The organism is Acinetobacter sp. C26M (assembly GCF_023702675.1).
Classification (GTDB): domain Bacteria; phylum Pseudomonadota; class Gammaproteobacteria; order Pseudomonadales; family Moraxellaceae; genus Acinetobacter.
On record NZ_CP098478.1, the window covers coordinates 2,245,871 to 2,270,466 of the forward strand.

Sequence of the window (24,596 nt, forward strand, 5' to 3'; positions counted from 1 at the left end):
TCAGCTATTGTTTTCGTTATGTTCTAAAAGTACTATTTTTGCGATAATTTTAGGTGAAATAACACCATTAAATATTATAATTTCAATAGGATGAATAGACGAAAAGACCTGATATCTTATAGGGCATTTGGGACGGCATAATCACTTCAAAGCTACACTTTTGAACGGCGTCTTATGCTAATTTACTGAAACAGTAAAACCCATAGTTACTTGATATAAAAATATTGTATTTATTGTGAAAAATAAGGATGTATGTATGAACCCGTTTCAATTTCAAACTGTTCCCAACATCATTGCGGGACTCGGTTCGATACAAGAACTTAAAAATGTTTTAACACAACAAAAGTACCATAAAGCCTTGCTGGTAACAGATGCAGGTATGATCCAGCATCAACTACATCTACCTATCTTAGAAATTTTAGCTCAGATTGAGCTTGAGCATATTATTTATTCAGACATTCAAGCTGACCCACCAGAGCATATTGTGCTTGAGGCTGTTGATTTTGCTAAACAAGAACGGATTGATGTGATTATCGGGTTTGGTGGTGGCAGTTCAATGGATGTGGCAAAAATTATCGCGCTACTCGCTCATCCAGAACAGCAACAAAACTTAAGTGAAATCTATGGCGTAAATCAAGCCAGAGCACCACGTTTACCCTTGATTCTCATCCCCACAACAGCAGGGACAGGTTCTGAGGTTACACCTATATCGATTGTCACCACAGGTGCAACCACAAAAATGGGGATTGTTTCACCCCTTTTATATGCCGACGTTGCCATTTTAGATGCGACATTCACTCAGGGCCTACCTGCACACATCACTGCTGCAACAGGTATCGATGCTATGGTACATGCCATTGAAGCCTATACTTCAAGCATTAAAAAGAACTTTTATGCGGATATGTTAGCCAAAAATGCGCTGAAATTATTAAATCATAACTTAGCCAAAGTCTTGAAAAATGGCGCTGATCTAGAAGCTCGCCAAAATATGTTGGTTGGTTCAATGCTTGCAGGTCAAGCATTTGCCAATGCTCCTGTAGCGGCTGTGCATGCACTCGCCTATCCTCTTGGCGGACATTTTCACCTTTCCCATGGTCATACCAATGCTCTGGTGCTAGTCGAAGTTTTAAAATTTAATGCACCTCAAGCCAAACAATACTATGCAGAATTAATGCAACTATTAGATCCTCGTAGCACAGGTTGTACCGATGGCCTATGTGATCTATTCATAGATCATATGCAAAATCATTTAGACCAAAGTGGACTGACCTTGAAATTAAAAGACCTAGATATCCCAGAGTCAAAATTACCGCAACTCGCCAAAGATGCCATGTTGCAAACCCGATTGTTGCAAAATAATCCTAGAGAAATGACCGAACAAGACGCTTTACAGATCTATCAGGCGATTTATGCATGAGCAAACCAACTTTAAAACAACGAGAACAATTTAGCTTTTTTTTACCCATTCAAACCCGTTGGGCAGATAACGATATTTATGGTCATGTCAATAACGTGACCTACTATAGTTATTTTGATACGGCGGCCAATTCATTATTGATTCAAAAAACAGGCTTTGATATTCACAACAGTGAAATCATTGGCTTAGTGGTCGATTCAGCTTGTAGCTTCCTACAGGAACTGTCATTCCCGGAAATGATTGAGGTCGGTGTTGCAATTGGAAAAATTGGTAATTCATCGCTTAGATATGAGCTGGCTATTTTTAAACAAGGTCAGCAACATGCTGCTGCACAGGGGCATTTTGTGCATGTGTTTGTTGATAGAGAAAAACGAAAAAGTACCGCTATTCCCCAAGCGATGCGAGATGTACTGCACCAATATTTACTTATAGATTAAAGAAGAAAGGCAAAGATAAAACTTTGCCTTTCTTATACAAATTATGGTTTTAACTGAATATTCTGCAATTCAGCATCAAAGGTTTCAACCAAAGTTTTAATGGTCGGTTCCTGTTGTAATAGCTCAAAAGCACGATGAAAAGCTTTTTCTTTACGCGCATGTTGCATTAACAACGGTGTATTCGAAGTAACCGCGCCATACTGCACTGTAAATTGCGTGTTAGGCCATTGTGTTTTGAGTGCCTCTTCTAAGCCATGCTGTAATTGCGATAGCATTCCTTCATATTCTTGTGGAATATGAAAAATAGAAGCACCATCAATCTGACCTTGCATGACGCCATGCTGCGCTAACTCTTGAACAGCTGGAGAGAGTTGGCTGGTTCTAAACCAATATTCCCATTTTTCTAGATTCCACTCACCTTCTAAAACTTGCTCACGTAGTTTCAGAATGTCTTGCGGCATTAAATCACTTTGTTCATTCTCAACAGATGAAATCAGAGTTGTAGCCGAAGTTTCAACATATTCGATGTCGACATTTTGAGTAACTTCTGAAACGACTGGAGTAAACTGTTCTTGCTCTAATACTGTGCTTTGTTCAATTTCATGTTGCTCTATCTGAGTTTGAACTTCATGCTGCTCAACAGGAAAAATAAGAACATCATCAGATTCTAGAATACTAGACTGAATTTTTTCTGGTTCTGCTGAAACATCCAACCCAAGCAATTGACCTTCTTCTGCATCAAAAACCATGATGTTAGGATTTTGGACTTCAGGTTCAGGTTCAGGTTCAGGTTCAGGTTCAGGTTCAGGTTCAGGTTCAGGTTCAGGTTCAGGTTCAGGTTCAGGTTCAGGTTCAGGTTCAGGTTCAGGTTCAGGTTCAACATGAGCCACTTGCTGATGAACTGCAAGCGGAATGTCTGCTCTGAGATTTTGTGAAGCTTGCTGAACCTCATGTACTTTAATCTGAGTAACGGGTGTCGCACTTACTGTCACTTCATGCACAGTCATTGGTCTGAATGCCAGTAAGCGTAATACGGTCATTTCAAAACCTTGTTCTTGCGTCACCGCAAGTTGCAGCTCAGCGCGCCCTTTGCATGCAATTTGATAATAAAGCTGTAAATCTTGGGCAGAAATCAGTTTAGATAGTTGCAAAATTTTCTGGTTAATTTCTTCACTATACTTCAATGCCAGATCTGGTAAATATTGCAACATTGCTAGTTCATGCAAGGTTGAAACCAATTGATCCAACACCAAGGAAACATCTAAGGCCTGCTGCCTAAATTGCAGCAACAACTGACTTACACGCGCCTGTTGATTTTGATGAATCGCTAGAATTAAATCATAAATAATTGTTCGATCAATCAACCCCAACATGTCTTTAACATCTTGGTGATGAACTGCACCTTGACCATAGGCAATGGCTTGATCAGTTAAAGACAAAGCATCACGCAACGAGCCTTGGGCAGATTCAGCAATTTGCCAAATCGCATCCTGATCTGCTTCGATATGTTCTTTACTTAAAATCGCGGAGAGATGTTCTGTAATCTCATCAACCGCTAAAGGTCTTAAAGTAAATTGCAAACAACGTGAGATCACGGTAATTGGAAGTTTTTGTGGATCTGTTGTTGCGAACAGGAATTTGACATGTTCAGGTGGTTCTTCCAGTGTCTTTAACAACGCATTAAACGAATGCGTTGAAAGCATGTGCACTTCATCGATCAGATAAACTTTAAAACGACCTTGTGTCGGTGCATATGGGACATTGTCTAAAAGCTCACGTGTATCTTCAACTTTGGTTCGTGATGCCGCATCGATTTCGATTAAATCAATAAAACGCCCTTCATTTACCGCTTTACAGGTTGCACATACTTCACATGGGGTCGAAGTAACTCCAGTTTCACAGTTCAAACATTTGGCCAAAATACGGGCAATCGTTGTTTTACCAACACCACGTGTCCCTGTAAACAAATAAGCATGATGCAAACGCCCACGTTCTAAAGCGCTAGTTAAAGCACGAGAAACATGGTTTTGCCCCACTAACTCATTGAAATTACGTGGTCGGTATTTTCTTGCCAGTACTTGATACATGTATGCTCCCTTTTCGCATGTTAAGGATACTGCTTTTTTGAAAGACTGTGAATGAATCGGCATCTAATTGATCAAGATTAAATACATTACGCGACTTTATATGTCGCTTTTCTACAATAATCTGTGTTTTAAGCAAGACTTGCACCGATTTGCAACTCAAGGGACAATACACACTATTTTATACGTTGTTGGTTTCTTTCCCATGTCTCAATCTTTAGCGGTACTCGGCGGCATTACCGCAGAACAATTTTTATCTGAATATTGGCAAAAAAAACCATTATTGGTTCGAAATGCAATGCCTGAAATTATTGGTTTACTTGAACCTGAAGACGTGCAGGAACTTGCTTTAGAAGAACATGTCACGGCTCGCCTCATTCGTCAGAAAAATAAAAATCCAAATGAATGGCATGTGAAATCATCACCACTTACCAAAGGCGATTTCCAAAAGCTACCGAATCTTTGGACACTTTTAGTACAAGCAGTTGATCATTATTCATTTGATATTTCAGAACTTTGGAAAAAGTTTCCTTTTATTCCGCAATGGCGTCGCGACGATATTATGGTGTCTTATGCACCTAAAGGTGGTTCTGTAGGTAAGCATTTCGATTTTTATGATGTGTTCTTGGTACAAGGTCATGGTCACCGTCGCTGGCAGCTCGGCCAAATGTGCGATGAATCAACTGAATTTTTGCCAGATCAGCCCCTAAAACTATTAGCAGATTTAGACATTCATTTTGATGAAGTCCTTGCACCAGGCGATTTACTATATGTACCACCAGGCCTTGCACATTACGGTGTAGCTGAAGATGATTGTTTAACCTTCTCTTTTGGCTTCCGCATGCCAAATCTGTCAGAAATGATTGATCAGGTCAGCGATAAATTTGCAGAAAATACGTCGCTTAAAAATCCATTGATTGATATTGCACGTCAACAAACTGCCCATTTAGGTGAAATCAACAACACCGAGTTTTCATATTTAAAAACTCAATTACTCGATTATCTCACTCAAGCACCTGAATTTGATGCAGCCATCATGGCCTATATGAGTGAAGCGAGCTATCCAAACAATATTCCAGAACCAGAAGAAATTGAAGCAGATGATTTAACTGAAATTATCAATGCAGATTACCAACTCATTCTCGAACCCGCTTCAAGAGTACTTTACAGAAAACAAGCTGAGTCTTTTGAGTTTTGGGCAAATGGAGATACTGTCTGTGTTTCCGAAGCATTCACGCCATACTTAAAACAAATTGCTGATGGTGAAAGCCTAATCTTAGATGAACGTTTTAATGCAGCTGAAATGCTCGAAGATATCGCACAATTAATGAACTCAGCAATTGTGATGTTATTACCTCCAAACTAAAAAATTCTATAATACCCAGTTAGAATAGAGTTGTATCTTATTGAACAACTCTATTCACTTTTTTGTGTAAGATAAATAAAATCCCTACTTTTTATAATGATTACATTTTAAGGCTTGAATAAGAATAAAAAATTTATAGACTGGATTAAACCGATTATAAAAACATTTGATAGAAATCATCTTCTTATATAACAGTAAAGAGTAGCACTTATGTTCAAAAAAATACTATGCCTTTCCTTTCTAACGACATCTTTAGCTTTACAAACAAGCCATGCCTGCACCCGTGCGGTCTACTTAGGCAATAATGACCACATCATCACCGCACGCTCCATGGACTGGAAAGTCGACGTGGGAACCAATCTATGGATTTTACCAAGTGGTGTACTTCGAGACAGCAATGCAGGTCCAAAATCTTTAAAGTGGAAAGCAAAATACGGCAGTGTGATTGCCACAGGCTATGATATTTCAACAACTGATGGCATGAATGAAAAAGGCCTAGTCGCAAATGTATTATGGTTAGTCGAATCACAATACCCAGATACTAAAAAATCTCAAAAACCACAACTGAGTATTTCAGCTTGGGCACAATACGTATTGGACAATTTTGCCAGTGTTTCTGAAGCGGTGAATGCGTTAGAAAAAGAGCCTTTTGACCTGATTACCGACAGTGTTCCAGGTGAACAACGCCTTGCAACCCTACATTTATCCATATCAGATAAAACAGGTGATAGTGCGATTATTGAATATATCGGGGGTAAGCAAGTCATTCATCATAATAAAAAATACCAAGTCATGACCAATTCACCGATTTTTGACCAACAACTTGCACTGAATACCTATTGGCAACAAATTGGTGGGACAGTTATGCTACCAGGTACCAACCGAGCTGCAGACCGATTTGCTCGTGCATCCTTTTATATCAATGCGATACCCAAAAATGATAACCCTAAAGATGCTTTAGCTTCTGTTTTTAGTGTGATTCGCAATGCATCTGTGCCATATGGCTTAAATACAGCAGAAGAACCAAATATCTCGTCTACGCGCTGGAGAACGGTTGCAGATCACAAACAACAGCTTTATTTCTTTGAATCTGCTGTTTCGCCTAATGTATTTTGGGTAGATTTGAAGAAAATTAACTTTAAAGATGGTTTAACGCGTAAACTTGACCTTGGCAAAGATCAACAAAATACGTTTGCTGGCGATGCAACCGATCAATTTAAGGTATCAAAACCATTTGAATTTCTTGGCCCACAATTACATCATTAATACTGAAATATTTAGTACGCCCTAGAGAGTTGAAAGATGAATAAAACTTTATGTTTACTTAGCCTTTGTATTGTTATGAGTGGTTGCTCAACCTTACCAGACTCTTCTGTACCTTCAACAACAGACAATCTAGCAACTGCAGGTTCTTTAACCTGTAAAACAAACGAACTTTGTCCTAATGTTTTTGTTGAATGGGACAAACAACATAAAGAGCAATTAAGAGTCGAAACCGTTCTAAACAGTAGTTATGACTACTACGATATCAAAGGGATAACTTTCTTTATCGATGGTAAAAATTTTGCTTACACACCTGTAGGACCAACACAGCAAAAAAATATCAACCGACTGATTCCAAGACGCTCATCAAATAGCTTCATTCTTCCAAGCACATTCTTGTCCGAGTTAAACAAAGCACAAAATGTTGAGCTGGTTATCGAAACAGATAAGGGGAAAATTAAACGCTCAGTCTACACCCCAAGCCAGCAATCGATGCTTTATCATAACTTTGTAAAACTGATTAGCACGCTGCCGACTCAACAAAAATAAAACCTGAAATAGAAAATTATGCGATTAAAGTCAGTTATTTATTTTAACTATAAGTAACTGACTTTTTAAGCATAAGAAATAGAACAAAAATAAGCCCAAGGTAAAATTATCAAAACAGATTCGTTTCTTTAATATACATAGCCTACAAACAAGAATAAGTCTCAATATAACCGTTACTCTAAAATCAAAAATAAGTAAAAAAGTAGTTATCCTTTGAAAACAATTAGATGAATAATCACCAATAAAATAAATTTAAATATTTCTCATCTTTTATTGTGTTTTAAGATTTTATTAATAGTTATTTTCTATAGATATACAATATTATTTTTAGTCTCTAGACTTGAAAATATAAGCCGAGGAATCATTTAAATAAATAATCTTATTTTTCCCTATGATATTTTCAAAATACCATGTAAAATCCCTGCCAAAATTGCATGATGAAATGCAACATGATGCTCTTGGCGATGGGCGAACTCGAGGCGTTGTATGTCAAAAAAAGAAGATATTATTAGCACAGCATTAAGACTTTTTAATTCGCACAGCTATAACTCGATCGGAGTAGATCGAATCATTAGTGAATCAGGCGTTGCAAAAATGACTTTCTACAAATACTTCCCTTCAAAAGAAAAGTTAATTGAAGAGTGTTTGGTGCAACGTAACATCAATCTCCAAACTTCATTAAATGCTACTTTGGCAGAATGTGAACAAGACGATTATCTTGGTCAACTTAAAGCTATTTTTGGATGGTATGCTGCTTGGTTTAATAGTGAAGATTTTAACGGCTGTATGTTTCAGAAAGCATTAGAAGAAGTGATTAAGATCTACCCTTCAACACTACAGCCCGCAACTCAGTACAAAATTTGGCTAACAGCTTTAGTCGAAAATTTACTTAAGAATCAAGATATCCACAACCCTACCCATCTTGCGACACTGATTGTCAGTATTTTAGATGGTATGACGATTCAAGCCCATGTCAACAAGCACTCTGTTGAAATGGATGAATACTGGAAACGTGTTGAACATTTGATCAATTTTGAAAAAGCGCTGGCCTAAATCTACGATATCCCTTTAAAAATAAAGGGATATTTTTTAAAAAGTTGAAAAATAAGATATACTTGAATAAAAAAAATAAAGCGTGATTTATAATTATTATTGTGGCTCACGCTTGCGTCTGAGTGTAAAAAGAATAATAAATATTATTACCCTCTGGCCGTTGCACTTTCGCGCTTCGGATCCTTCTTATGCAGACAGATCGTTCTGTCTTGTTTCTAATTATATATGTTTTTATCTAAAGCACAATCTTTTTTTAATTTTTTTTATATTTATTAATTATATTAACCACTTAATTTTATTGTTTAGTATTTTTAATGAATAGGATAATTCGATATATCAGGCCATATCTTATAACAGGATAAAAATCTATAAAAACCACGATAATGTGAATTAAATCACAAATAATTAACTATTAATGAAATATTATGCAGTATTCAACTTATTTATCACTTTTACTAATATCCATTTTCATTAAAAACCATTGCAATTATTCAGTTTTACTACAATTTTTCCTTTGGCTGACTTTATACTAGCCACGGCTGTAACCTAGAGAGTATATGCATGCAAAAGGATTTCGAGATCGAGGCAATGAGAGAGTCAGCTGGTACAATTGTTAATGTACTAAAATCTCTGGCTAATACGGATCGGTTAATTATTTTGTGTCATTTAGCTAAGCAAGAACTTAATGTTTCACAAATTGAAGAATTGACCCAAATCTTTCAACCCACCCTTTCCCAGCAACTCATGATGTTAAGAAAGAGTAATGTGGTATCGACACGTCGTGATGGTAAACAAATTTTCTACTCGATTTTAGATCCAAAATTGAAAATCGTTTTGAATACCTTATATGAGAATTATTGCCCCCACGTATAATTCTTAGGAAAAATTTACCTATACCTTCTTTAGCATTTTTTCTGCATAATATATACAAATTTATGATTTAGACTATTAGGCATGAAATTGTTGAAGCTAGAGTTATCTAAACTATTTCCTGCGAGAAAATGGTTAAGTCATTATCGATTTTCAAGTTTTAAGTCTGATCTTATAGCAGCCTGCATTGTATTGGCCATGTTGGTACCTCAAGGTATGGCCTATGCAATGTTAGCAGGGCTACCTCCAATCATGGGGATATATGCCAGTATATTACCCATGATTGTATATGCCTTTACAGGCAGTAGTACGACCCTTTCAATTGGTCCTGTCGCTATTATTTCGATGATGGTCTTCGCAACATTGGACCCTCTATTTGCAACTGGATCAACTGCCTACATAGAAGCTGCGTACTTACTGGCTTTACTGGTTGGAATTATTTCTCTTATTTTAGGTTTACTACGCTTTGGTTTTCTCATTCAGCTGATTAGTCATCCTGTTATTCAAAGCTTTATCATCGCATCTGCCCTGCTGATTGCCTTGGGACAGTTTAAATTTTTGCTTGATATCCCATTACAAGCAGGGAATATCCCTGAATTTGTATTGAGCTTATCTGAGAGCTCCCATAAAATCACCTTGTCAGGTATTAGCTTTGGGCTTATTTGTGTCCTATTGCTCTTTGTTTTTCCAAAATTTATTCGTTCAGATTTCCTCAATAAAACATTCCCTTTATTCGTAGTTTTATTCTCTATAGCAATTATTAGCTTTATCGGAAACGATGATCAATCAATCAAAACAGTTGGCGTCATTCCAACAGGTTTACCAAATTTTCATTTCCCGAGCTGGGACATTGAGCTGATACTGCAACTGCTGCCGAGCGCATTTATGATTGCAATGATTAGCTTTGTGGAGTCACTTGCAATTGCACAAGCCACTGCTTTACAAAAACGCGATAACTTGGACAGTAATCAAGAACTCATCGCTTTAGGTTTTGCCAACATTGCTGCTGGCCTCAATTCAGGCTTTGCCGTCTCTGGTAGCCTATCTCGCACGGTGGTAAATGCAGATGCGGGTGCAAAAACACCAATATCAGGTGTAATTTCATCATTACTCATGATTGCTGTTAGCCTCTATTTCACAGGATTTTTCCAAAACTTACCGTTGGCGGTATTAGCCGCAACTATTTTTGTGTCTATCTGGAAACTGGTCAGCCTAACTCCATTTATTGATACCTGGAAATATTCAAAAGCCGATGGAATTGCAATGTGGGTTACCTTTTTCGGTGTGACCTGTATAGATATTTCGACTGGGCTAATTATTGGTATTGTACTCACATTTATTCTTCTGCTTTGGCGAATTAGTCGCCCACATATTGCCGTGATCGGATTAATTGAAGGAACTCAACACTTTAGAAATATATCAAACTACAATGTAATTACAACACCAGCGGTGGTCTCTTTTCGTGTAGATGAGAATCTGAGTTTTCTAAATGCACATGTACTCAAAGGCCATGTGATTACTGAGGTCAGTCAAAATCCTCTGCTACAACATGTTGTGATCAATTGTTCCAGTATTAGTAATATTGATCTTAGTGCACTGGAGATGTTAGAAGACCTTAATCATGAATTAGCCCAACTTCATATTCAAATGCACTTATCTGAAGTAAAAAGCCCCGTCATGGATCGGTTGTGTAAATCACAGCTTAAAAATGATCTGTCTGGCCAAATATTTTTATCACATTATCAAGCAATACAAACACTTTCGCCTGAAATGCTTGTAGAATGAGCGGCTTTTATTGGATTTTTTTTAAACAAAAGGATGTGTCATGTTTTCATAATTTTTTTTTAAAAACATTGTGTTAATTTTTTCGGTATTTTTAAAGTAATTGAATTGCAAAAAAAATTTTATTATTCACGGTTCTTAGGTATAGAATACCGCGCTTGTTTAACCTTAAACCGTGCATAGGTTTATAAGGCCTTTATATGTTTAATGTACTGTCTCGCTTGAGCTTAGTTAGCAAAATTATTATCGCTATTTTTCTAGGGATTGGCGTCGCTCTGCTGTTTCCTAACTTTACGCCTTACTTAAGCTTATTGGGTGAATTATTCATTAAAGCATTAAAGTCTGTTGCACCGATTTTAGTTTTTGTTCTGGTTCTATCTTCAATTGCAAATTTTCAGGTTGGTCAAAATTCAAATATTAGACCCGTACTTGTTTTGTACGTCGTAGGCATGCTGCTTGCTGCATTTAGTGCAGTAACTGCTAGTGTCTTGTTTCCAAGCCAATTGTTTTTACACTTACCTGCAGAAACAGGACTTCAAGCACCAGGCAGCTTGGCTGAAATCTTAAAGAATTTACTTTTAAGTTTTATTGCGAACCCTGTACAAGCAATTGGCGAAGCTAACTTTATTGGTATTTTGGCTTGGGCCATTGGTCTAGGACTAGCTTTACGTCATAGCTCAGATACAACCAAGCAAGTTTTGACAGATGTGGCAGGTGCAGTCAATAAAATCATTCATACCGTGATTGGTTTTGCTCCGGTCGGTATTTTTGGTTTAGTTGCCGTGACATTTGCAGATGCAGGACTTGCAACACTGACCAGTTATGCACATTTGTTGGCAGTATTAGTTGGTACGATGCTCTTCGTTGCGCTTGTGATTAATCCAATCTTGGTTGCAATCACCATGAAAGCCAACCCATATCCTTTAGTATTTACCTGCTTAAAAGAAAGTGGTATCACCGCCTTCTTTACCCGTAGCTCAGCAGCCAACATTCCTGTGAACTTAGACTTAGCACAGCGTTTAGGAGTCAATGAAGCAACAGCAAGTGTATCTATTCCATTGGGCGCGACTATCAACATGGCAGGTGCCGCAGTGACCATTACTGTGCTTACCCTAGCTGCTGTACATACACTCGGTATCCCAGTTGACTTGAGCACAATGATTATTTTATCTGTGGTTGCAACAGTTTCAGCTTGTGGTGCTTCAGGTGTTGCTGGTGGGTCTTTACTGTTAATCCCTGTTGCTTGTAGCTTGTTTGGTATATCATCTGAGATTGCAATGCAAATTGTTGCGATTGGTATGATTATCAGTGTATTGCAAGATTCAACGGAAACAGCATTAAACTCATCAACTGATGTATTGTTTACCGCTGCTGTAGATTTTAGAGACCATCCAAGATCATAGGTTGATATGCCACTTCAACGTTTACCCAACTGGATTCAACTCGGTGCTTTCTTACTAGCACTGAATGCCGGGATGGTAAACGTTCTGGGCTTATTTACAGTCCTACATCAATCCGTGTCACACATGACAGGCAATGTCAGTATGTTAGCAATGAGTTTGCTCGACTGGCAGCCTGAACATTTTGTCTACCTCAGCCTTGTGGTCATTTGCTTTGTCATCGGCTCTTTTTACAGTGGTCTGATTCTTGGTAATGGTAACGTCGCATTCGGACGGCGCTATGGTCTTCCCCTCAGTTTAGTTGCGATCTTTCTATTCCTCACTTGGTTATTGCTTCCGTATTTTCCACGCTATGGCTTATTATGGGCTTGTGTTGCAATGGGTGTACAAAATGCCATGGTGAGCCATTATAAAGGTGCAATTATTCGCACAACGCACTTATCTGGTGTACTTACTGATATTGGTTTAGCATTAGGCTATAAAGCACGCGGCTTAAAAGTAGAAAAACGCCGTATTTTTCTGCATCTATTAATCTTTATTGGTTTTTTATGTGGTGGACTGATTGCGAGTGTGCTTTATCCTTATTTAAACTTACAAACCTTTCTCGTCCCTGCTGGGCTTAGTCTCTCGATGAGTATCGCCTACTGGGTTTTCTATTTTCGCTCTTTATCAAACTCAAATTTGGATTGAATTATGGTTAAAAATGCATTGCAAGCTCAACTACTAAAAGCGGGTTTGGTCGATAATAAAAAAGCAAAGAAATTAACCAAGCAAGCACAACATGAGCAACGTACTGGACAAAATGATGATGTGGCATTGAAAGCTGAAATTGATCGCGCCAAGCGAGAAAAGTTAGCCAAAGACCAAGCATTAAATTTAGAAAAGCAGAACGTATTAGAAGAAAAAGCCTTAAAAGCATCTATCATCCAAATGATCAAGCATCACAAAGTTAAAGATATAGATGGTGATGTAATCTATCAATTTATTGATGAAGGTAAAATCAAAAAAGTCTATCTTTCACAACAAGTTTATAATGCACTTGTTTCTGGTTCACTTGTGATTGCCAAAGACCAAGACAACTATGCTTACTTACCTAAAGCACTTGCAGAAAAAATTGATCAGAAAATGCAAGGTTTTATCTTGGTGAATAACAATACCGAGAAAAATGATCAAACCACTGATGAGGAAGATCCATATGCAGCATATGTGATTCCTGATGATCTCATGTGGTAATCCTCTTCATCGTTATGTAAAAACGCCTTTACAAATCGTATATAAACTGTGATCAAGTTAATATAAAACACCATTACGCCTTACAATTTCCGCTCAAAGAATTTATAAGGTGTTTTGGGTTTGGATTATTTAAAGTATATGCGTAGCGAGTTAAGCCATTACCCATGGCTAGAAACAGCGGTTGCATTAACAATTTTGATTTTGTTTGCAGTGCTTGCAAACTTTATTGCTAAAAGAATTATTGTTCGTGGTATTCGCCATTTAATTACAAAATTTAAATCCCCAAATCAATCAATTTTCGCACAGCATAGTGTGACACGGCGTTTTGCAAATATCGTTCCTGCAATTGTGATAATGAATGGTATTAGTACGATTCCACATTTACCAGAGAAATTCATTAGCTTTGTACAAATGGGTGCTCAGGCTTTCATATTCCTGACGCTTGCACTCACTGTGAGCGAAGCACTGAATATTTTTAACTTAATCTATCAGCGCAACCCCAAATCAAGAAACAAGCCAATTAAAGGCTATTTACAGCTTGTTAAACTGATCTTATTTGTCGTCTGTGGCTTGATGATTCTAGGTACTTTCCTGAAAAAAGATGTGTTTACTTTACTTGCAGGCTTCGGTGCTATGGCTGCAGTATTGATGTTGGTATTCCAGAACACGATTCTTTCTTTAGTTGCCAGTGTGCAAATTGCTTCTTATGACATGGTTCGTATTGGTGATTGGATCGAAATGCCCTCGTTAAATGCGGATGGTGATGTCATTGATATGTCATTACATACCGTGACTGTACAGAATTTTGATAAGACTTTTACCACAATCCCAACCAACAAACTGGTCACTGATACCTTTAGAAACTGGCGTGGTATGAGCCAATCTGGCTGCCGTCGCATTAAACGTTCACTGTTCCTCGATCAAAGCAGTGTTCACTTCATGAGTGATGAAGAACAGCAAAAGTTAAAAGACTTCTTGCTATTAGATCAATACCTCGATGTTAAAAAATCAGAAATTGAAGAGTTCAATAATCACTTGAGTAACCAGTCTCAATATAATCAACGTCGTTTAACCAATCTTGGGACATTCCGGGCTTATGTTGAGTTCTATTTACGTCAGCATCAAGGAATTGCCCAAAACCAAACAATCTTGGTACGTCAAATGCAACCCACTAGCGAAGGCTTACCTTTAGAGATCTATGCCTTTACCAATACCATTGCGTGGGCTTCATATGAGGCTATTCAATCTGATATTTTCGATCATTTGATTGCCATTATTCCTGAATTCGGCTTAAGAATTTATCAGGCGCCATCAGGTCATGATTTTCAAGCACTCACTGCTGAACAAACCAATAAAGCCTAATCTAAACAATTAAAAAAAGCACCAGATGGTGCTTTTTTTAATGATTAATCTCGAAGTACTTCCGACACCCTTGCATCCACTCCGCTGATACAGGTGCCTCATTTGGATTCTCTGTATTCGCCAATTCACAATCTGCAACATTGTTCAATTCATTATCTATGGGGAAAGAATAGCCATAGTAACCATCACTATTTTTTTTATAGCCCCCTGTCTGCCTGTAGTCCCAATATAGGTAGCCCACTAAGGCCAATACCAGTCCTAATAAAGTAAGGAATAGCCCTTTTAAGTTCATTATTCGTTCTACTGAATGTTTTATACATTATAAACAATTTTATTAAACATTTAAGGAAAGATTAAATATCTATAACGAGTAAAACCAATAACTGAAGCTTGTTATATCAGTACAATCACAGAGTAAACATCTTCGGGTACGAAATAAAAAGCCCCAATAAAATCAGGGCTTTTTACAGTCTTGAAAACTCAGTCCCACTCTAGCTGAAACTGGATATTGGTATTGGTAAAATTAGGATTTAGAAAAACTCGATAACCTGCTGTCTTCAACTCATCTACAACGATATCCGCATCTTCACTACTCACTTCGTGTTTTGAGAATTGTTGTAGTGCATCTCGATCACCATCACTGGCTCTTAATTTAATCGTACTGGAAATCTTTGAGAGAATTTTATCTACAGTTAACTTTTTAACATTTGCATTTGAAATTGCAGTCGCTCGTGAAGCAGGTAACAAAATTTCTTCGTTCACCGTATTCCGCCTGTGATATCAGAATAAGAAAAAATTATAATATGTTCTATTTCCAGTTTTTCAAGTCCATACACCTAACTAAACGACAGATTTTGGCGCACAGCCACAAGAATGAGTATTTCATGCTCTAAATAAGTAATCGCAAGCGTTTCTGCTGACTTATGCTACCGACTTCTCGTTAATGGTTTCATTTCAACCTTCTTCTGAGGTGGAATAATAATTTGAACACGTTTGTTAGATGTACCTTGAGCTTCAATATCACCTATTGTCAAATTATATCTCAAGGTGTCACCTGAGATACTTGAACCATCCAAGATCATCGATGCATTGCCTTTTAATACGATCTCTGTTGCTGTGGTGGTGTACTCGACACGATTGGCTTTACCATAGGCCATGCCTTTTGCTTCGCTTACTTTCTGCTGAAACTTGACTGGACTTCCTGTAAGCGTAAGTTGATAAGGCTGCCCATTTCGTAATGTTCCGATCGCTTTCGTAGCTTGAATATCGATCGTACCTTGTTTGATTTGGATATTAGAAGCAGTAAAAGTACTCTGGTTTGGGCTATAGTGCGTATTTTCAGCTTCTATATAAATGGATTGTTGGAAGTCAGATTCCATTGCGAAAACTGGTGTACTGCACATCAAAATCGAGATAATCGAAAAACATTTCTTTATCATAATGTTATTTTAAGTCGGTAAATTTAGAAGCAGAGAATATTAACATATTTATCAAGTCTGCTTAGAAAAGATGAGATTAATTCTTATTTTCTATACTCATAAACAAGAAATTTCTCAAAATATCACTCATTAGAGAATAAGAGAGGAAAATCCTCTCTCTACAAGTCTTTACTTACATGTAATATCAAGCTTTTCTGCATAATAATCAGTGGATACTTTAAGATCTGATATCAATTTTTCTTGTGTATAGTCTTTGGGTGCAAGTTTTAGCAGAGCAGGAATATATTTTGATTCGTATAGCTTTGGATAGTCTTTACATAAAACACGCGTCTGCACGTCTTTAGGTGTATCAGGGTTATCTAAAATATCCATATATTCGGAAATTTTGTTATCTACGACTTCAAAGCTCTCTTGCGCCTGCTCATTTTTCACTTCAGGCTGCTTATTACAACCAACAAATAAAATTGAGATGAGGCTTAGGAATAGAATTTTGGTTTTCATAAAAATACTGTGCGCCAAAGTTGATCAAAGTCCACAAAGGTGGATTGCTCTCTTAATCTACCATCAAAGATCAGCACCATAGATATCTTTTGTGCCTGTTAGGTAAGAAAATTTAACGATGTATGAGCAAGCTAAAATACTATAAGTACAAGACTAGTACTCATTATCGATAATTTCCTAAAAACTACATCAATGATAAAAATTGAAGTGGTTTGTTTTAATTGCAAACCACTTCACATCTAGATATTACTTATAGATAAATCTCTGGTGGGTATGGTGTATTATCGTTCACTGGTGCATATAGTGTATTTTCTACAAAGAACCCATTCGGTGCCTTACCTATATCAATCGTCACAGAATCTTGCATGACTTGAGGATAGGCCCAAATAAGCTGCTTCATCAGCCCTAATGAGTTATTATTCTGCATATCCCCAAAAACACGCTGCCAAATTGGTGTTCGATAAGATTTTGTTTTATCAAATCCATACAGATGTGCAATCGAAGAATCAGGAACAAATCCGGCTAAATAAGCCACTTTATCCGCAGGATAGTTCAGATCTTGGCTTGGAATTTCAGCAACAGCTTGATGGGCTAAATCTAAGTGTGCTTCCAAAATCCAATCATAAGCTTCTGTCATAATGTAATCAAAATTTGGATATGTGTAGTGCTCGCTAGGAAAATTAATATCCGTTGCTAAAGTTTCAATTGGAGTCCGAATGGTTGGAAAGAAAATTAATGGACACACTTTTGCATTTGGATATTTAGTTTTAACCACAGTTCGAATATCTCGACAAGTTTGTCCCAACTTGTTTCTTAACCATGCTTTAAACTGATCATACGGCGTCCCCGTTTTATGCATTGCGTCATAGATCGTCCCCAAGTCTGGTGCATACAAACCAGTATCTGCGTTAAACGCGAGTTTAGTCGGATAATCATAAACACAAGGTAAGTCTGTGCCTTGGTTATACCACCACCAAGGTTCACCAATTTGCATATTCACGGGACAGCCACCGACAACCATCGTATCGGCAAACTCAATAAATGCTTTGTGCAGATAAGCCAAGGCATGCTGATCACATGGGCTAAAGAAATAACTCGGAGGTTCATAACCGGTACGACCTAAATTACTATTCCAGTCTCGTTGCGCCCAAAACTCATTTGCACCTAATGAGTACATTTCAAAACTGACACCAAATACAGGCTGCATACCAGCACTCTGTAATGCCTGAGAAAAGCGCTCATGCCATTTACGTGTACAAGGATTCACGACAGCTTGATTGGTCAATAGAGTATCTGGAATTTGCCATTTGTTGATATCACTTTTCCATGACATCTCAGGATATTTAGACATCCCACAATAATGATTAATCAAGCCGTGATAGCCCAATGCCTGCATATTATCAACCAATCGCTGCGGATTGAGATCATAATGATCGTCATAACTGGTACACATACCATAATTATGCTGTGGCACAGACACACGCTTTAGCGTGAGTTTAGCATTTGGACCTGTTGTCACGGAGTTAGTAACACGGATATAACCATCTTCAGCCTGTGCCAATGGTTGTGTCGAATTTCCATTATAACTTGAGCTAAAACCTGAAAATGAAATTCGCTGAATATTTGTAACAGGAATAGTATCAGTTGCCGAGAAGCCCGCTTTAACAGTATTCCAATTAATATGAATATGCGCTGAGCGTGAAGCAGGTTGGCTGGCATAATTGAATAAAACAATATACGCAACTTTATCTACACCATTGGCTTTGTATTGAACTGTGAGTGTTGGTGTTAAGGTTGGATTGTTTAACACGGGCATCGATGGAGATAATTCAATGTCAAAATCCCAGACCACACCGGTGTAATCGTATTTAGTTTCATATGCGAGAAACTTATGGTCTTTTGCATCGTAAGAATCCCAAATAACTCCAGCTAAATCTGATGTTGTTCGTGAACGAAACGACGCTTCAAAACCATTTGCGTAATTGGTAATCGCAAAAGACATCGTCTGTGGACCATCAATACGCCAGTATTTCGGGCTAAACCGATCAATAATCGAAGTACCAACGTTCAAAGTGGGAGATGTTTTTAAATTTTTTTGTTTATATTCAAAATTATGTGTCATTTGAAAATGCTCTAATTAATCATTGAGCTTTTATCTTAATCGATCATCAATTTTTAACTGTTTGCATAGGTAAGTGTTGATCAAAACATCATCAATTTTAACGACTTTATGTAACCCCGTATCTTAGACATAAAAAAGGCTTATCTATCAATAAGCCTTTATAATCAATAGTAATTATTCACTTAAAAATTATAGCGGATACCTGCTTTGTATGTAATTCCGTCCATATCTAAGATATCTGATGCAGTACCATCACAAAAATAGCCACTACAAACATCATCAAAGTTCTCTATATATAGCCATTTATAGCCCAGTCCAACATAACCAGCGACATTTGATTGAATATAATGACCAAGCTCAAACTCAATCGGTAATGTGACATAACGTAGCTTAACATCATGATTATCAGCTTTGAGCCATGCATAGCCTACACCTATACTTGCATTTGCATAGGTATTGTCATAGTTGTAGAACTTGTATCCCCCTTTCACACTAATTTCCGTACTTTTCCAATCCGCATTCTTCTGATAGTTCAGACCAAATGTTGAATTCAACGTATCTAAAGCAGTAAAGGTAATCCCCGTTCCAATTCCATTTAATTTTTCGTGACCATCAATCTCATCTGACTTTAATCTTGAGCCATAATATTCTGCAAATATAGACCTCTCGATCCCACTACTTGTTTCACTTCGATAAGATTGTTCGATTGGCTGGACAGTACGTTGTCCTAACGCTTGAGGCGTACCATAATTGACTTGTAACGGTTCATCTGCCCATCCATTTACTGTCATTAAGCATGCTGCTAATCCAATCACCCCAACAACTATTTTTTTCATCCTCACACCTATTTTTATTTGAATTTAAGCACTTAGATAATAATTTATTTTTGATTTTTAAAAAATATTTTTGACTTAAATATTTAAAATAAAAACTAAAACCCGATATTTGGTCAATTCATCAATCGGGTTTATGAAGTTTTTATACAATAGTACTTATTACTGCTATTTAAATTTTTTTTGCTCTGCTATTTCTTATCAATATCTTGATACAAACAGCGAGAGATCCAATTGATAAAAGCGGTTTTATTCTGAAATGAAGGTGTATTGAACAAATTAATATCTAATTCAAAATGATCAAAATTCAGTAGCTTATATATTCCACCACCTAAAGGAACTAAATTTGTGTATGGATATTTTATTACTTTTAAAGCATTCACTAAAAACTGCGCTTTGATTTGCATCTCACTATTTTTATGATTTTGATAGTTTTGCGAATGTATGAATAAGTCATATTCTCGATCTAAGCGTTGAATCATCTGTGAAATAACCACATTAATCTCCTTGTACATTAGAAATATTTTTATAGCACAGAAAAACAGAAAGCCCATCTATTGATGAGCTTTTATACCAATAAAACTGTAATTTTTAGTGAATACTCAACTCTTCATCTTTAGCAATGATTACAGAAGTGAGCATCGGTACACCAAGGATAATCGGAACCACAATAATCCACAAATCTGTCGTTAACTTACTCGAAAAGAAGAAATGAATAATGATGGCAGCCAATGCCAATACCATAAATAGGACACCCATGAATCGTATTGCAAATTTAACAAGCATTTTTGAGCCTATGTAATTCTAGTACTTGTATACAGTATACGCCTACTTTCTAAGCTACAGTATTTTCATTTTCTATTGCACTATAAAACCAAGTTATATATTTCTAAAATCAAAAAAAGCCCAACATAAAGTGGGCTTTCCTATAAAACAAAGATTATTTCGCTTCGTTTACACCAACGATAAACTGGCTACAATTTGAACCTTCCGATGCATTTGCTAACTGTTTTTCAGAGAAATTGAATTTAGAAGCAACAGATTGATAGTCTTTCTTAAGGCTTTGACCAGTCAGTACGCCTAACTGTTTAACCTGTTCTGGAGTTAACAGCTCATTCTCTACTGCTTGGTTCATCATTACACACGCTGTTGTCATTGCATCATAACGAGCTGCTGTTTTTGAATAGCCCAAAGAACCAATTAAACCACCGACAACTAAACCAATAACCGTAGACAAAATAATATGCTTTTTATTCATTAATAAACCTTTACAACAAAAATAAAATTAAGTGCATAAATATATTGTATTTTTTAATAAAAACAATGCGCCTTCTGTTCTCGTCTTGGAGTACTTTGCAATATTTTGGCTACAGAATGTAATTTTTGGGCCATTTCGCTCATCCATCTAGAACAAATGATTAAAGAAACGTTGCTAAATGCTTCATTTAATATCCATCCGCATCTTCAAGCATAAATTTATACCGACTTAAATGCATAGAAATCATCCTATCGAATCATTTCTTATAATAAAGGTCAATTGGTCTCTACAACTAAAATCTCTAGCAGAATTCAACATGTTCTGAAATAAACAACTATTAAATTAAATGCTTAAATTTACTGGAATTTTACTCTTTGTTTATTCAAATCTTTTGCAGCTACTGTTCATACATAGCAATGTCTAATTGTTAACCACATCACATATTTTAAAGCTGTTTTTTTTAATTTACTCTAGCGATCTGAGAGAGCCTTTTTACTCTCTTGACGGTTCATATTTTAAGGATATCTATGGATTTCATACTTAATCCAACATATACGCTCATGCTAGCGGTGTTGGTCCTCTATGTAGGACGCATTTTAAATAAGCACATCCCCTTTTTAACCAAATACAATATCCCAGAACCCGTCGCAGGCGGTTTGGTCGGTGCAATTATTTTCTATTTAATTCATCAATTTGCGGGTTATACCATCTCTGTTAATAAGCCAATGCAAGATACTTTCATGCTCATGTTCTTCGCATCGATTGGCTTGAGTGCTAATTTTGCCAAACTTAAGGAAGGTGGCAAGCCCTTAATTATCTTCTTAATTGCGATTTCTTTCTTTGTCATTATTCAAAATGGCGTCGGTATGACAATTGCCTCTCTCGTGGGTCTAGATCCATTAATGGGTGTTGTCGCAGGTTCTATTGCCTTAGTCGGTGGATTAGGTACAGCAGGTGCTTGGGGCCCAATTTTTGAGACTAAATATGCGGTTGAAGGTGCATTACCAATGGGGATTGCAAGTGCAACCTTTGGTATGGTTGTAGGTGGTCTAATGGGCGGCCCATTAGCACGTTATCTTATTCGTAAGCATAATCTGGCGTCGCCTTTAAACGCTGAAATACGCGAAGAGAATAAGGATGCTCCACTTACTGATAGCGAGTACACATTTGAAGCACCACAAAAAGTTCGTTTGATCACAGCGGATAATGCCATTGTCACTTTAGGTATGTTTGCCTTTGCTTTGGCTTTTGCTGAAACCATGAAAAACCTGACGATTGGTACTGCAATTGAATTGCCTACCTTTGTATGGGCATTGGGTGGCGGTATTCTTTTGCGTAATGTCTTAGAAACAGGCTTGAAGCAAGAAATCTTTGATCGTTCGATAGACGTATTTGGTAATACGGCGCTCGCATTATTCTTGGCCATGGCTCTGGTTTCATTGAAATTATGGCAGTTGGCAGATCTTGCGATTCCTATGATCATCTTATTGATTGCTCAGTCTATCGCGATGTGGGTCTTTGCAGTTTATATCTCATTCCGTGTGATGGGGAAAAACTACGATTCAGCAGTACTGGCCTCTGGCCTGTGTGGTTTTGGTATGGGAGCAACACCAAATGCGATTGCGAATATGCAAGCCATTACCAATATGTATGGTCCATCTCACAAAGCCTTTTTAATTGTTCCACTTGTCGGTGCATTCTTTATTGACCTTGTCAACGTTGTTGTCATTCAGAGTATTTTACAAATCTTTGGCTAATCACCAAGCTATAGAAATGGCTGTTTGATTGGGTCTATTTAAGCCATATCTCCAATAGATATGGCTTTTTTATGTCTGTTTTTTAAAACATTATTAAGCAAAAAACTTCATATTTTATCCTTAAAATCGGTTAAAACCTTATTTTTGTCCTATATGCACATGGTGAACAATTTTACTCAATGCTAAAAATTACCTATTCAAATTGATTCGTAATTTAATATTGGGTGACAGGTATGATCACAGAGAATCATCAGCTTAAAGCTAGAAAAGTACATTTTGATTTTTCAGAGTCTTCCGTTTGTTGGATGCCAAACGATCCTTTATGCTCTCACATTGCCAATGGCATCAATATGTTGTTACCCGCTGGTGAATTTTGGTTCTGCCGTGTTTTTAATAAGGCAGTACCCTACGTCACTGATGAAAATCTAAAACAAGAAGTGATTGGATTTGTTCGCCAAGAAGCAGCGCATGCGCGTGCACATGAAAAAGCACAAGATTTCTTGAGAGAAAATGGCTATGACATCCAAGACCCGTTAAATCGAGCTCACTTTATTTTTAATATTCTTCTAGGAGACAAGCCTTTAGGTATTCCTTATCTAAAAGGTGAAAAGCTAGATGAGTACTGGTTGTTATTCCGCGTTGGTGTGATCGCCGCGATTGAGCACTTCACTGGAACAATTGGTCAGTGGACACTTGATAGTAAATCATGGGATACAGCAGACCCTGCAATGACCGATTTGTTTCGTTGGCATCTAGCCGAAGAAGTTGAACATCGCTGTGTCGCATATGACCTTTTTGAACATTTACTCACCAACAAGTTCGGCTTTTATATCTCTAGGCAAGTGATCATGATGGGCGTGTTCCCACTGTTCATCTTCTTCCTCGCAGATTTTGCACGCAGCCTTGGTCAACAAGATTTAGAACATCAAGATATTCAAAAACTAATGCGCCGTGGATTCTTTAGCTTTATCCGCGAATTTGAAAAAACAGCGACCCAAACTGACAATCTGCCAACCATTAAATATTTATGGAAAGCAACATTACGTTGGACATCTCCAAAATTTAACCCAGTCCATGAAGGAGATACTGCACAGGCGTTGGCTTATATGGCCCGCTCACCAGCAGTACAGTATTTTGAGCAAATGACACAAAATTCAGGCAAGACACCTGTAGCAAGTTAAATTCTTTACAATTTCCTTCTGATCAATATCATACTTTTAGACATCACACCCTTAACTTATTAAGGGTGTTATCCGTCAAGAACCAAATTAAATATAAATATAATAAGTTATAAATAACAGTTACTTAACAAGGAAACCTCGTTTGTTTTAACTCATTTTTAAGTGCTGCATAATTTTTCTGTGCTTCATTTTGAGTAAAATTAAATTCATTTTTTTCCATGACACTGACAGCCGCATCTTGCATATAGCCCTGATACTCTAAATAATGCTCAATAATCAATTTATGTAGATTCACTTTACTCTTTTCAACCAAACATTCTTTTTGTTTTGCTTCTAACTGCTCGTTTTTCGACTTTACTTTTCCTCTTAATCCATATTCAAATTGAATTTGCTCATCTATAGATTTGAAATAAACATCAGATAAATTAATGTAATCATCTTTAAAAGATTTAGCATTCGTGACACAAGATATACTGAATAAAAACATAAGTATAACTATGAATATTATTTTCATCACCGTTTCTATATATATTAATTTTCATCCATTATACCACAATAAAGATCAAAAAATCGCCTTAAAACAGGCTTATATAGTTTTAGAAAAACAAAATTAAATATTAAAAATAACTAAATAAAATAATTAGAATGTATTTTTTAAAATAATAAAATTTGTTTTAAGATAAACTTTT

The 24,596-nt window shown here is 36.9% G+C and carries 25 protein-coding genes; 14 read left to right on the forward strand and 11 right to left on the reverse strand.

Going from position 1 to position 24,596, the window contains the following annotated elements:
* The first annotated feature begins 256 nt into the window (after positions 1–256).
* Both NDN11_RS10255 and NDN11_RS10260 read left to right on the forward strand, forming a co-directional pair.
* Positions 257–1,417 carry an iron-containing alcohol dehydrogenase gene (locus NDN11_RS10255; protein ID WP_167247563.1) on the forward strand — a complete coding sequence of 387 codons (1,161 nt, stop codon included), beginning with the start codon at positions 257–259 and terminating at the stop codon, positions 1,415–1,417.
* Positions 1,414–1,854, forward strand: a complete 441-nt coding sequence (locus NDN11_RS10260) for an acyl-CoA thioesterase (RefSeq protein ID WP_251109553.1) — start codon at positions 1,414–1,416, stop codon at positions 1,852–1,854. Before NDN11_RS10255 ends, NDN11_RS10260 begins: the two co-directional genes overlap by 4 nt.
* A 41-nt stretch (positions 1,855–1,895) precedes the next feature.
* Here the strand turns inward: NDN11_RS10260 and dnaX are convergent, their stop codons facing one another.
* Complete coding sequence (gene dnaX / locus NDN11_RS10265) at positions 1,896–3,941, reverse strand: DNA polymerase III subunit gamma/tau (RefSeq protein ID WP_251109554.1); 2,046 nt, start codon at positions 3,939–3,941, stop codon at positions 1,896–1,898.
* A gap of 202 nt (positions 3,942–4,143) precedes the next feature.
* Here dnaX and NDN11_RS10270 point away from each other — a divergent pair, with 202 nt between their 5' ends.
* From NDN11_RS10270 to NDN11_RS10315, 10 genes are all read left to right on the forward strand, one after another.
* Positions 4,144–5,304 carry a cupin domain-containing protein gene (locus NDN11_RS10270; RefSeq protein ID WP_251109555.1) on the forward strand — a complete coding sequence of 387 codons (1,161 nt, stop codon included), beginning with the start codon at positions 4,144–4,146 and terminating at the stop codon, positions 5,302–5,304.
* A 210-nt stretch (positions 5,305–5,514) separates the two neighbouring features.
* A complete protein-coding gene (locus NDN11_RS10275; RefSeq protein WP_251109556.1) occupies positions 5,515–6,570 on the forward strand; it encodes a linear amide C-N hydrolase in 1,056 nt (351 codons plus the stop codon).
* A gap of 36 nt (positions 6,571–6,606) precedes the next feature.
* Entirely contained in the window at positions 6,607–7,116 is a 510-nt protein-coding gene (locus NDN11_RS10280) for a hypothetical protein (protein ID WP_251109557.1), read from the forward strand.
* A gap of 486 nt (positions 7,117–7,602) precedes the next feature.
* The gene (locus NDN11_RS10285; RefSeq protein ID WP_251109558.1) at positions 7,603–8,169 is read left to right on the forward strand and encodes a TetR/AcrR family transcriptional regulator; all 567 of its coding nucleotides are present in this window, start codon (positions 7,603–7,605) and stop codon (positions 8,167–8,169) included.
* A gap of 561 nt (positions 8,170–8,730) precedes the next feature.
* Positions 8,731–9,042: an ArsR/SmtB family transcription factor gene (locus NDN11_RS10290; protein WP_167247570.1), complete on the forward strand. Its 312-nt coding sequence runs from the start codon at positions 8,731–8,733 to the stop codon at positions 9,040–9,042.
* An 81-nt stretch (positions 9,043–9,123) separates the two neighbouring features.
* Positions 9,124–10,824: a SulP family inorganic anion transporter gene (locus NDN11_RS10295; protein ID WP_251109559.1), complete on the forward strand. Its 1,701-nt coding sequence runs from the start codon at positions 9,124–9,126 to the stop codon at positions 10,822–10,824.
* A gap of 197 nt (positions 10,825–11,021) precedes the next feature.
* The gene (sstT, locus tag NDN11_RS10300; RefSeq protein ID WP_167247572.1) at positions 11,022–12,224 is read left to right on the forward strand and encodes a serine/threonine transporter SstT; all 1,203 of its coding nucleotides are present in this window, start codon (positions 11,022–11,024) and stop codon (positions 12,222–12,224) included.
* A 6-nt stretch (positions 12,225–12,230) separates the two neighbouring features.
* Entirely contained in the window at positions 12,231–12,911 is a 681-nt protein-coding gene (locus NDN11_RS10305) for a YoaK family protein (protein ID WP_167247573.1), read from the forward strand.
* A 3-nt stretch (positions 12,912–12,914) separates the two neighbouring features.
* On the forward strand, positions 12,915–13,454 hold the full coding sequence (locus tag NDN11_RS10310) for a DUF2058 domain-containing protein (RefSeq protein ID WP_251109560.1): 540 nt from the start codon (positions 12,915–12,917) through the stop codon (positions 13,452–13,454).
* Between the two features lie 120 nt (positions 13,455–13,574).
* Positions 13,575–14,816, forward strand: a complete 1,242-nt coding sequence (locus NDN11_RS10315) for a mechanosensitive ion channel family protein (RefSeq protein ID WP_251109561.1) — start codon at positions 13,575–13,577, stop codon at positions 14,814–14,816.
* A 37-nt stretch (positions 14,817–14,853) separates the two neighbouring features.
* Here NDN11_RS10315 and NDN11_RS10320 read toward each other — a convergent pair whose 3' ends face one another.
* From NDN11_RS10320 to NDN11_RS10360, 9 genes are all read right to left on the reverse strand, one after another.
* Entirely contained in the window at positions 14,854–15,108 is a 255-nt protein-coding gene (locus NDN11_RS10320) for a hypothetical protein (protein WP_251109562.1), read from the reverse strand.
* A 188-nt stretch (positions 15,109–15,296) separates the two neighbouring features.
* Positions 15,297–15,578 carry a hypothetical protein gene (locus NDN11_RS10325; RefSeq protein WP_167247576.1) on the reverse strand — a complete coding sequence of 94 codons (282 nt, stop codon included), beginning with the start codon at positions 15,576–15,578 and terminating at the stop codon, positions 15,297–15,299.
* 164 nt (positions 15,579–15,742) lie between these two features.
* Positions 15,743–16,255: a lipopolysaccharide transport periplasmic protein LptA gene (lptA, locus tag NDN11_RS10330; RefSeq protein ID WP_251109563.1), complete on the reverse strand. Its 513-nt coding sequence runs from the start codon at positions 16,253–16,255 to the stop codon at positions 15,743–15,745.
* Positions 16,256–16,423: 168 nt separating this feature from the next.
* Positions 16,424–16,756 (reverse strand): hypothetical protein, encoded by a 333-nt coding sequence (locus NDN11_RS10335; RefSeq protein WP_167247579.1) that lies wholly within the window; start codon positions 16,754–16,756, stop codon positions 16,424–16,426.
* 250 nt (positions 16,757–17,006) lie between these two features.
* Positions 17,007–18,878 carry a non-contractile tail sheath protein gene (locus tag NDN11_RS10340; protein WP_251109564.1) on the reverse strand — a complete coding sequence of 624 codons (1,872 nt, stop codon included), beginning with the start codon at positions 18,876–18,878 and terminating at the stop codon, positions 17,007–17,009.
* A 182-nt stretch (positions 18,879–19,060) separates the two neighbouring features.
* The gene (locus tag NDN11_RS10345) at positions 19,061–19,714 is read right to left on the reverse strand and encodes a hypothetical protein (protein ID WP_251109565.1); all 654 of its coding nucleotides are present in this window, start codon (positions 19,712–19,714) and stop codon (positions 19,061–19,063) included.
* Positions 19,715–19,902: 188 nt separating this feature from the next.
* A complete protein-coding gene (locus tag NDN11_RS10350; protein WP_251109566.1) occupies positions 19,903–20,208 on the reverse strand; it encodes a hypothetical protein in 306 nt (101 codons plus the stop codon).
* Positions 20,209–20,302: 94 nt separating this feature from the next.
* A complete protein-coding gene (locus NDN11_RS10355; RefSeq protein WP_251109567.1) occupies positions 20,303–20,497 on the reverse strand; it encodes a hypothetical protein in 195 nt (64 codons plus the stop codon).
* Between the two features lie 154 nt (positions 20,498–20,651).
* Complete coding sequence (locus NDN11_RS10360) at positions 20,652–20,969, reverse strand: hypothetical protein (RefSeq protein WP_167247586.1); 318 nt, start codon at positions 20,967–20,969, stop codon at positions 20,652–20,654.
* A 527-nt stretch (positions 20,970–21,496) separates the two neighbouring features.
* Here NDN11_RS10360 and gltS point away from each other — a divergent pair.
* Together gltS and NDN11_RS10370 are read left to right on the forward strand one after the other, a co-directional pair.
* Positions 21,497–22,726, forward strand: coding sequence for a sodium/glutamate symporter (gene gltS, locus NDN11_RS10365; RefSeq protein WP_167247588.1), 1,230 nt, complete (start codon positions 21,497–21,499; stop codon positions 22,724–22,726).
* 233 nt (positions 22,727–22,959) lie between these two features.
* On the forward strand, positions 22,960–23,907 hold the full coding sequence (locus NDN11_RS10370) for a metal-dependent hydrolase (RefSeq protein ID WP_251109568.1): 948 nt from the start codon (positions 22,960–22,962) through the stop codon (positions 23,905–23,907).
* A 124-nt stretch (positions 23,908–24,031) separates the two neighbouring features.
* On the opposite strand, the gene NDN11_RS10375 is transcribed toward NDN11_RS10370, so the two are convergent.
* Positions 24,032–24,394 carry a hypothetical protein gene (locus tag NDN11_RS10375; RefSeq protein ID WP_167247862.1) on the reverse strand — a complete coding sequence of 121 codons (363 nt, stop codon included), beginning with the start codon at positions 24,392–24,394 and terminating at the stop codon, positions 24,032–24,034.
* Positions 24,395–24,596 lie beyond the last annotated feature (202 nt).

Bases quoted from the DNA above. Each gene is read 5' to 3' on its own strand.
- NDN11_RS10360 (WP_167247586.1), bottom strand. From the start codon at position 20,969: ATGAATAAAAAGCATATTATTTTGTCTACGGTTATTGGTTTAGTTGTC.
- NDN11_RS10260 (WP_251109553.1), top strand. From the start codon at position 1,414: ATGAGCAAACCAACTTTAAAACAACGAGAACAATTTAGCTTTTTTTTA.
- NDN11_RS10255 (WP_167247563.1), top strand. From the start codon at position 257: ATGAACCCGTTTCAATTTCAAACTGTTCCCAACATCATTGCGGGACTC.
- NDN11_RS10280 (WP_251109557.1), top strand. From the start codon at position 6,607: ATGAATAAAACTTTATGTTTACTTAGCCTTTGTATTGTTATGAGTGGT.
- gltS (WP_167247588.1), top strand. From the start codon at position 21,497: ATGGATTTCATACTTAATCCAACATATACGCTCATGCTAGCGGTGTTG.
- NDN11_RS10340 (WP_251109564.1), bottom strand. From the start codon at position 18,878: ATGACACATAATTTTGAATATAAACAAAAAAATTTAAAAACATCTCCC.
- NDN11_RS10320 (WP_251109562.1), bottom strand. From the start codon at position 15,108: ATGAACTTAAAAGGGCTATTCCTTACTTTATTAGGACTGGTATTGGCC.
- lptA (WP_251109563.1), bottom strand. From the start codon at position 16,255: ATGATAAAGAAATGTTTTTCGATTATCTCGATTTTGATGTGCAGTACA.
- NDN11_RS10370 (WP_251109568.1), top strand. From the start codon at position 22,960: ATGATCACAGAGAATCATCAGCTTAAAGCTAGAAAAGTACATTTTGAT.
- sstT (WP_167247572.1), top strand. From the start codon at position 11,022: ATGTTTAATGTACTGTCTCGCTTGAGCTTAGTTAGCAAAATTATTATC.
- NDN11_RS10345 (WP_251109565.1), bottom strand. From the start codon at position 19,714: ATGAAAAAAATAGTTGTTGGGGTGATTGGATTAGCAGCATGCTTAATG.
- NDN11_RS10305 (WP_167247573.1), top strand. From the start codon at position 12,231: ATGCCACTTCAACGTTTACCCAACTGGATTCAACTCGGTGCTTTCTTA.
- NDN11_RS10375 (WP_167247862.1), bottom strand. From the start codon at position 24,394: ATGTTTTTATTCAGTATATCTTGTGTCACGAATGCTAAATCTTTTAAA.
- NDN11_RS10355 (WP_251109567.1), bottom strand. From the start codon at position 20,497: ATGCTTGTTAAATTTGCAATACGATTCATGGGTGTCCTATTTATGGTA.
- NDN11_RS10285 (WP_251109558.1), top strand. From the start codon at position 7,603: ATGTCAAAAAAAGAAGATATTATTAGCACAGCATTAAGACTTTTTAAT.
- NDN11_RS10310 (WP_251109560.1), top strand. From the start codon at position 12,915: ATGGTTAAAAATGCATTGCAAGCTCAACTACTAAAAGCGGGTTTGGTC.
- NDN11_RS10270 (WP_251109555.1), top strand. From the start codon at position 4,144: ATGTCTCAATCTTTAGCGGTACTCGGCGGCATTACCGCAGAACAATTT.
- NDN11_RS10275 (WP_251109556.1), top strand. From the start codon at position 5,515: ATGTTCAAAAAAATACTATGCCTTTCCTTTCTAACGACATCTTTAGCT.
- NDN11_RS10290 (WP_167247570.1), top strand. From the start codon at position 8,731: ATGCAAAAGGATTTCGAGATCGAGGCAATGAGAGAGTCAGCTGGTACA.
- NDN11_RS10295 (WP_251109559.1), top strand. From the start codon at position 9,124: ATGAAATTGTTGAAGCTAGAGTTATCTAAACTATTTCCTGCGAGAAAA.
- NDN11_RS10335 (WP_167247579.1), bottom strand. From the start codon at position 16,756: ATGAAAACCAAAATTCTATTCCTAAGCCTCATCTCAATTTTATTTGTT.
- dnaX (WP_251109554.1), bottom strand. From the start codon at position 3,941: ATGTATCAAGTACTGGCAAGAAAATACCGACCACGTAATTTCAATGAG.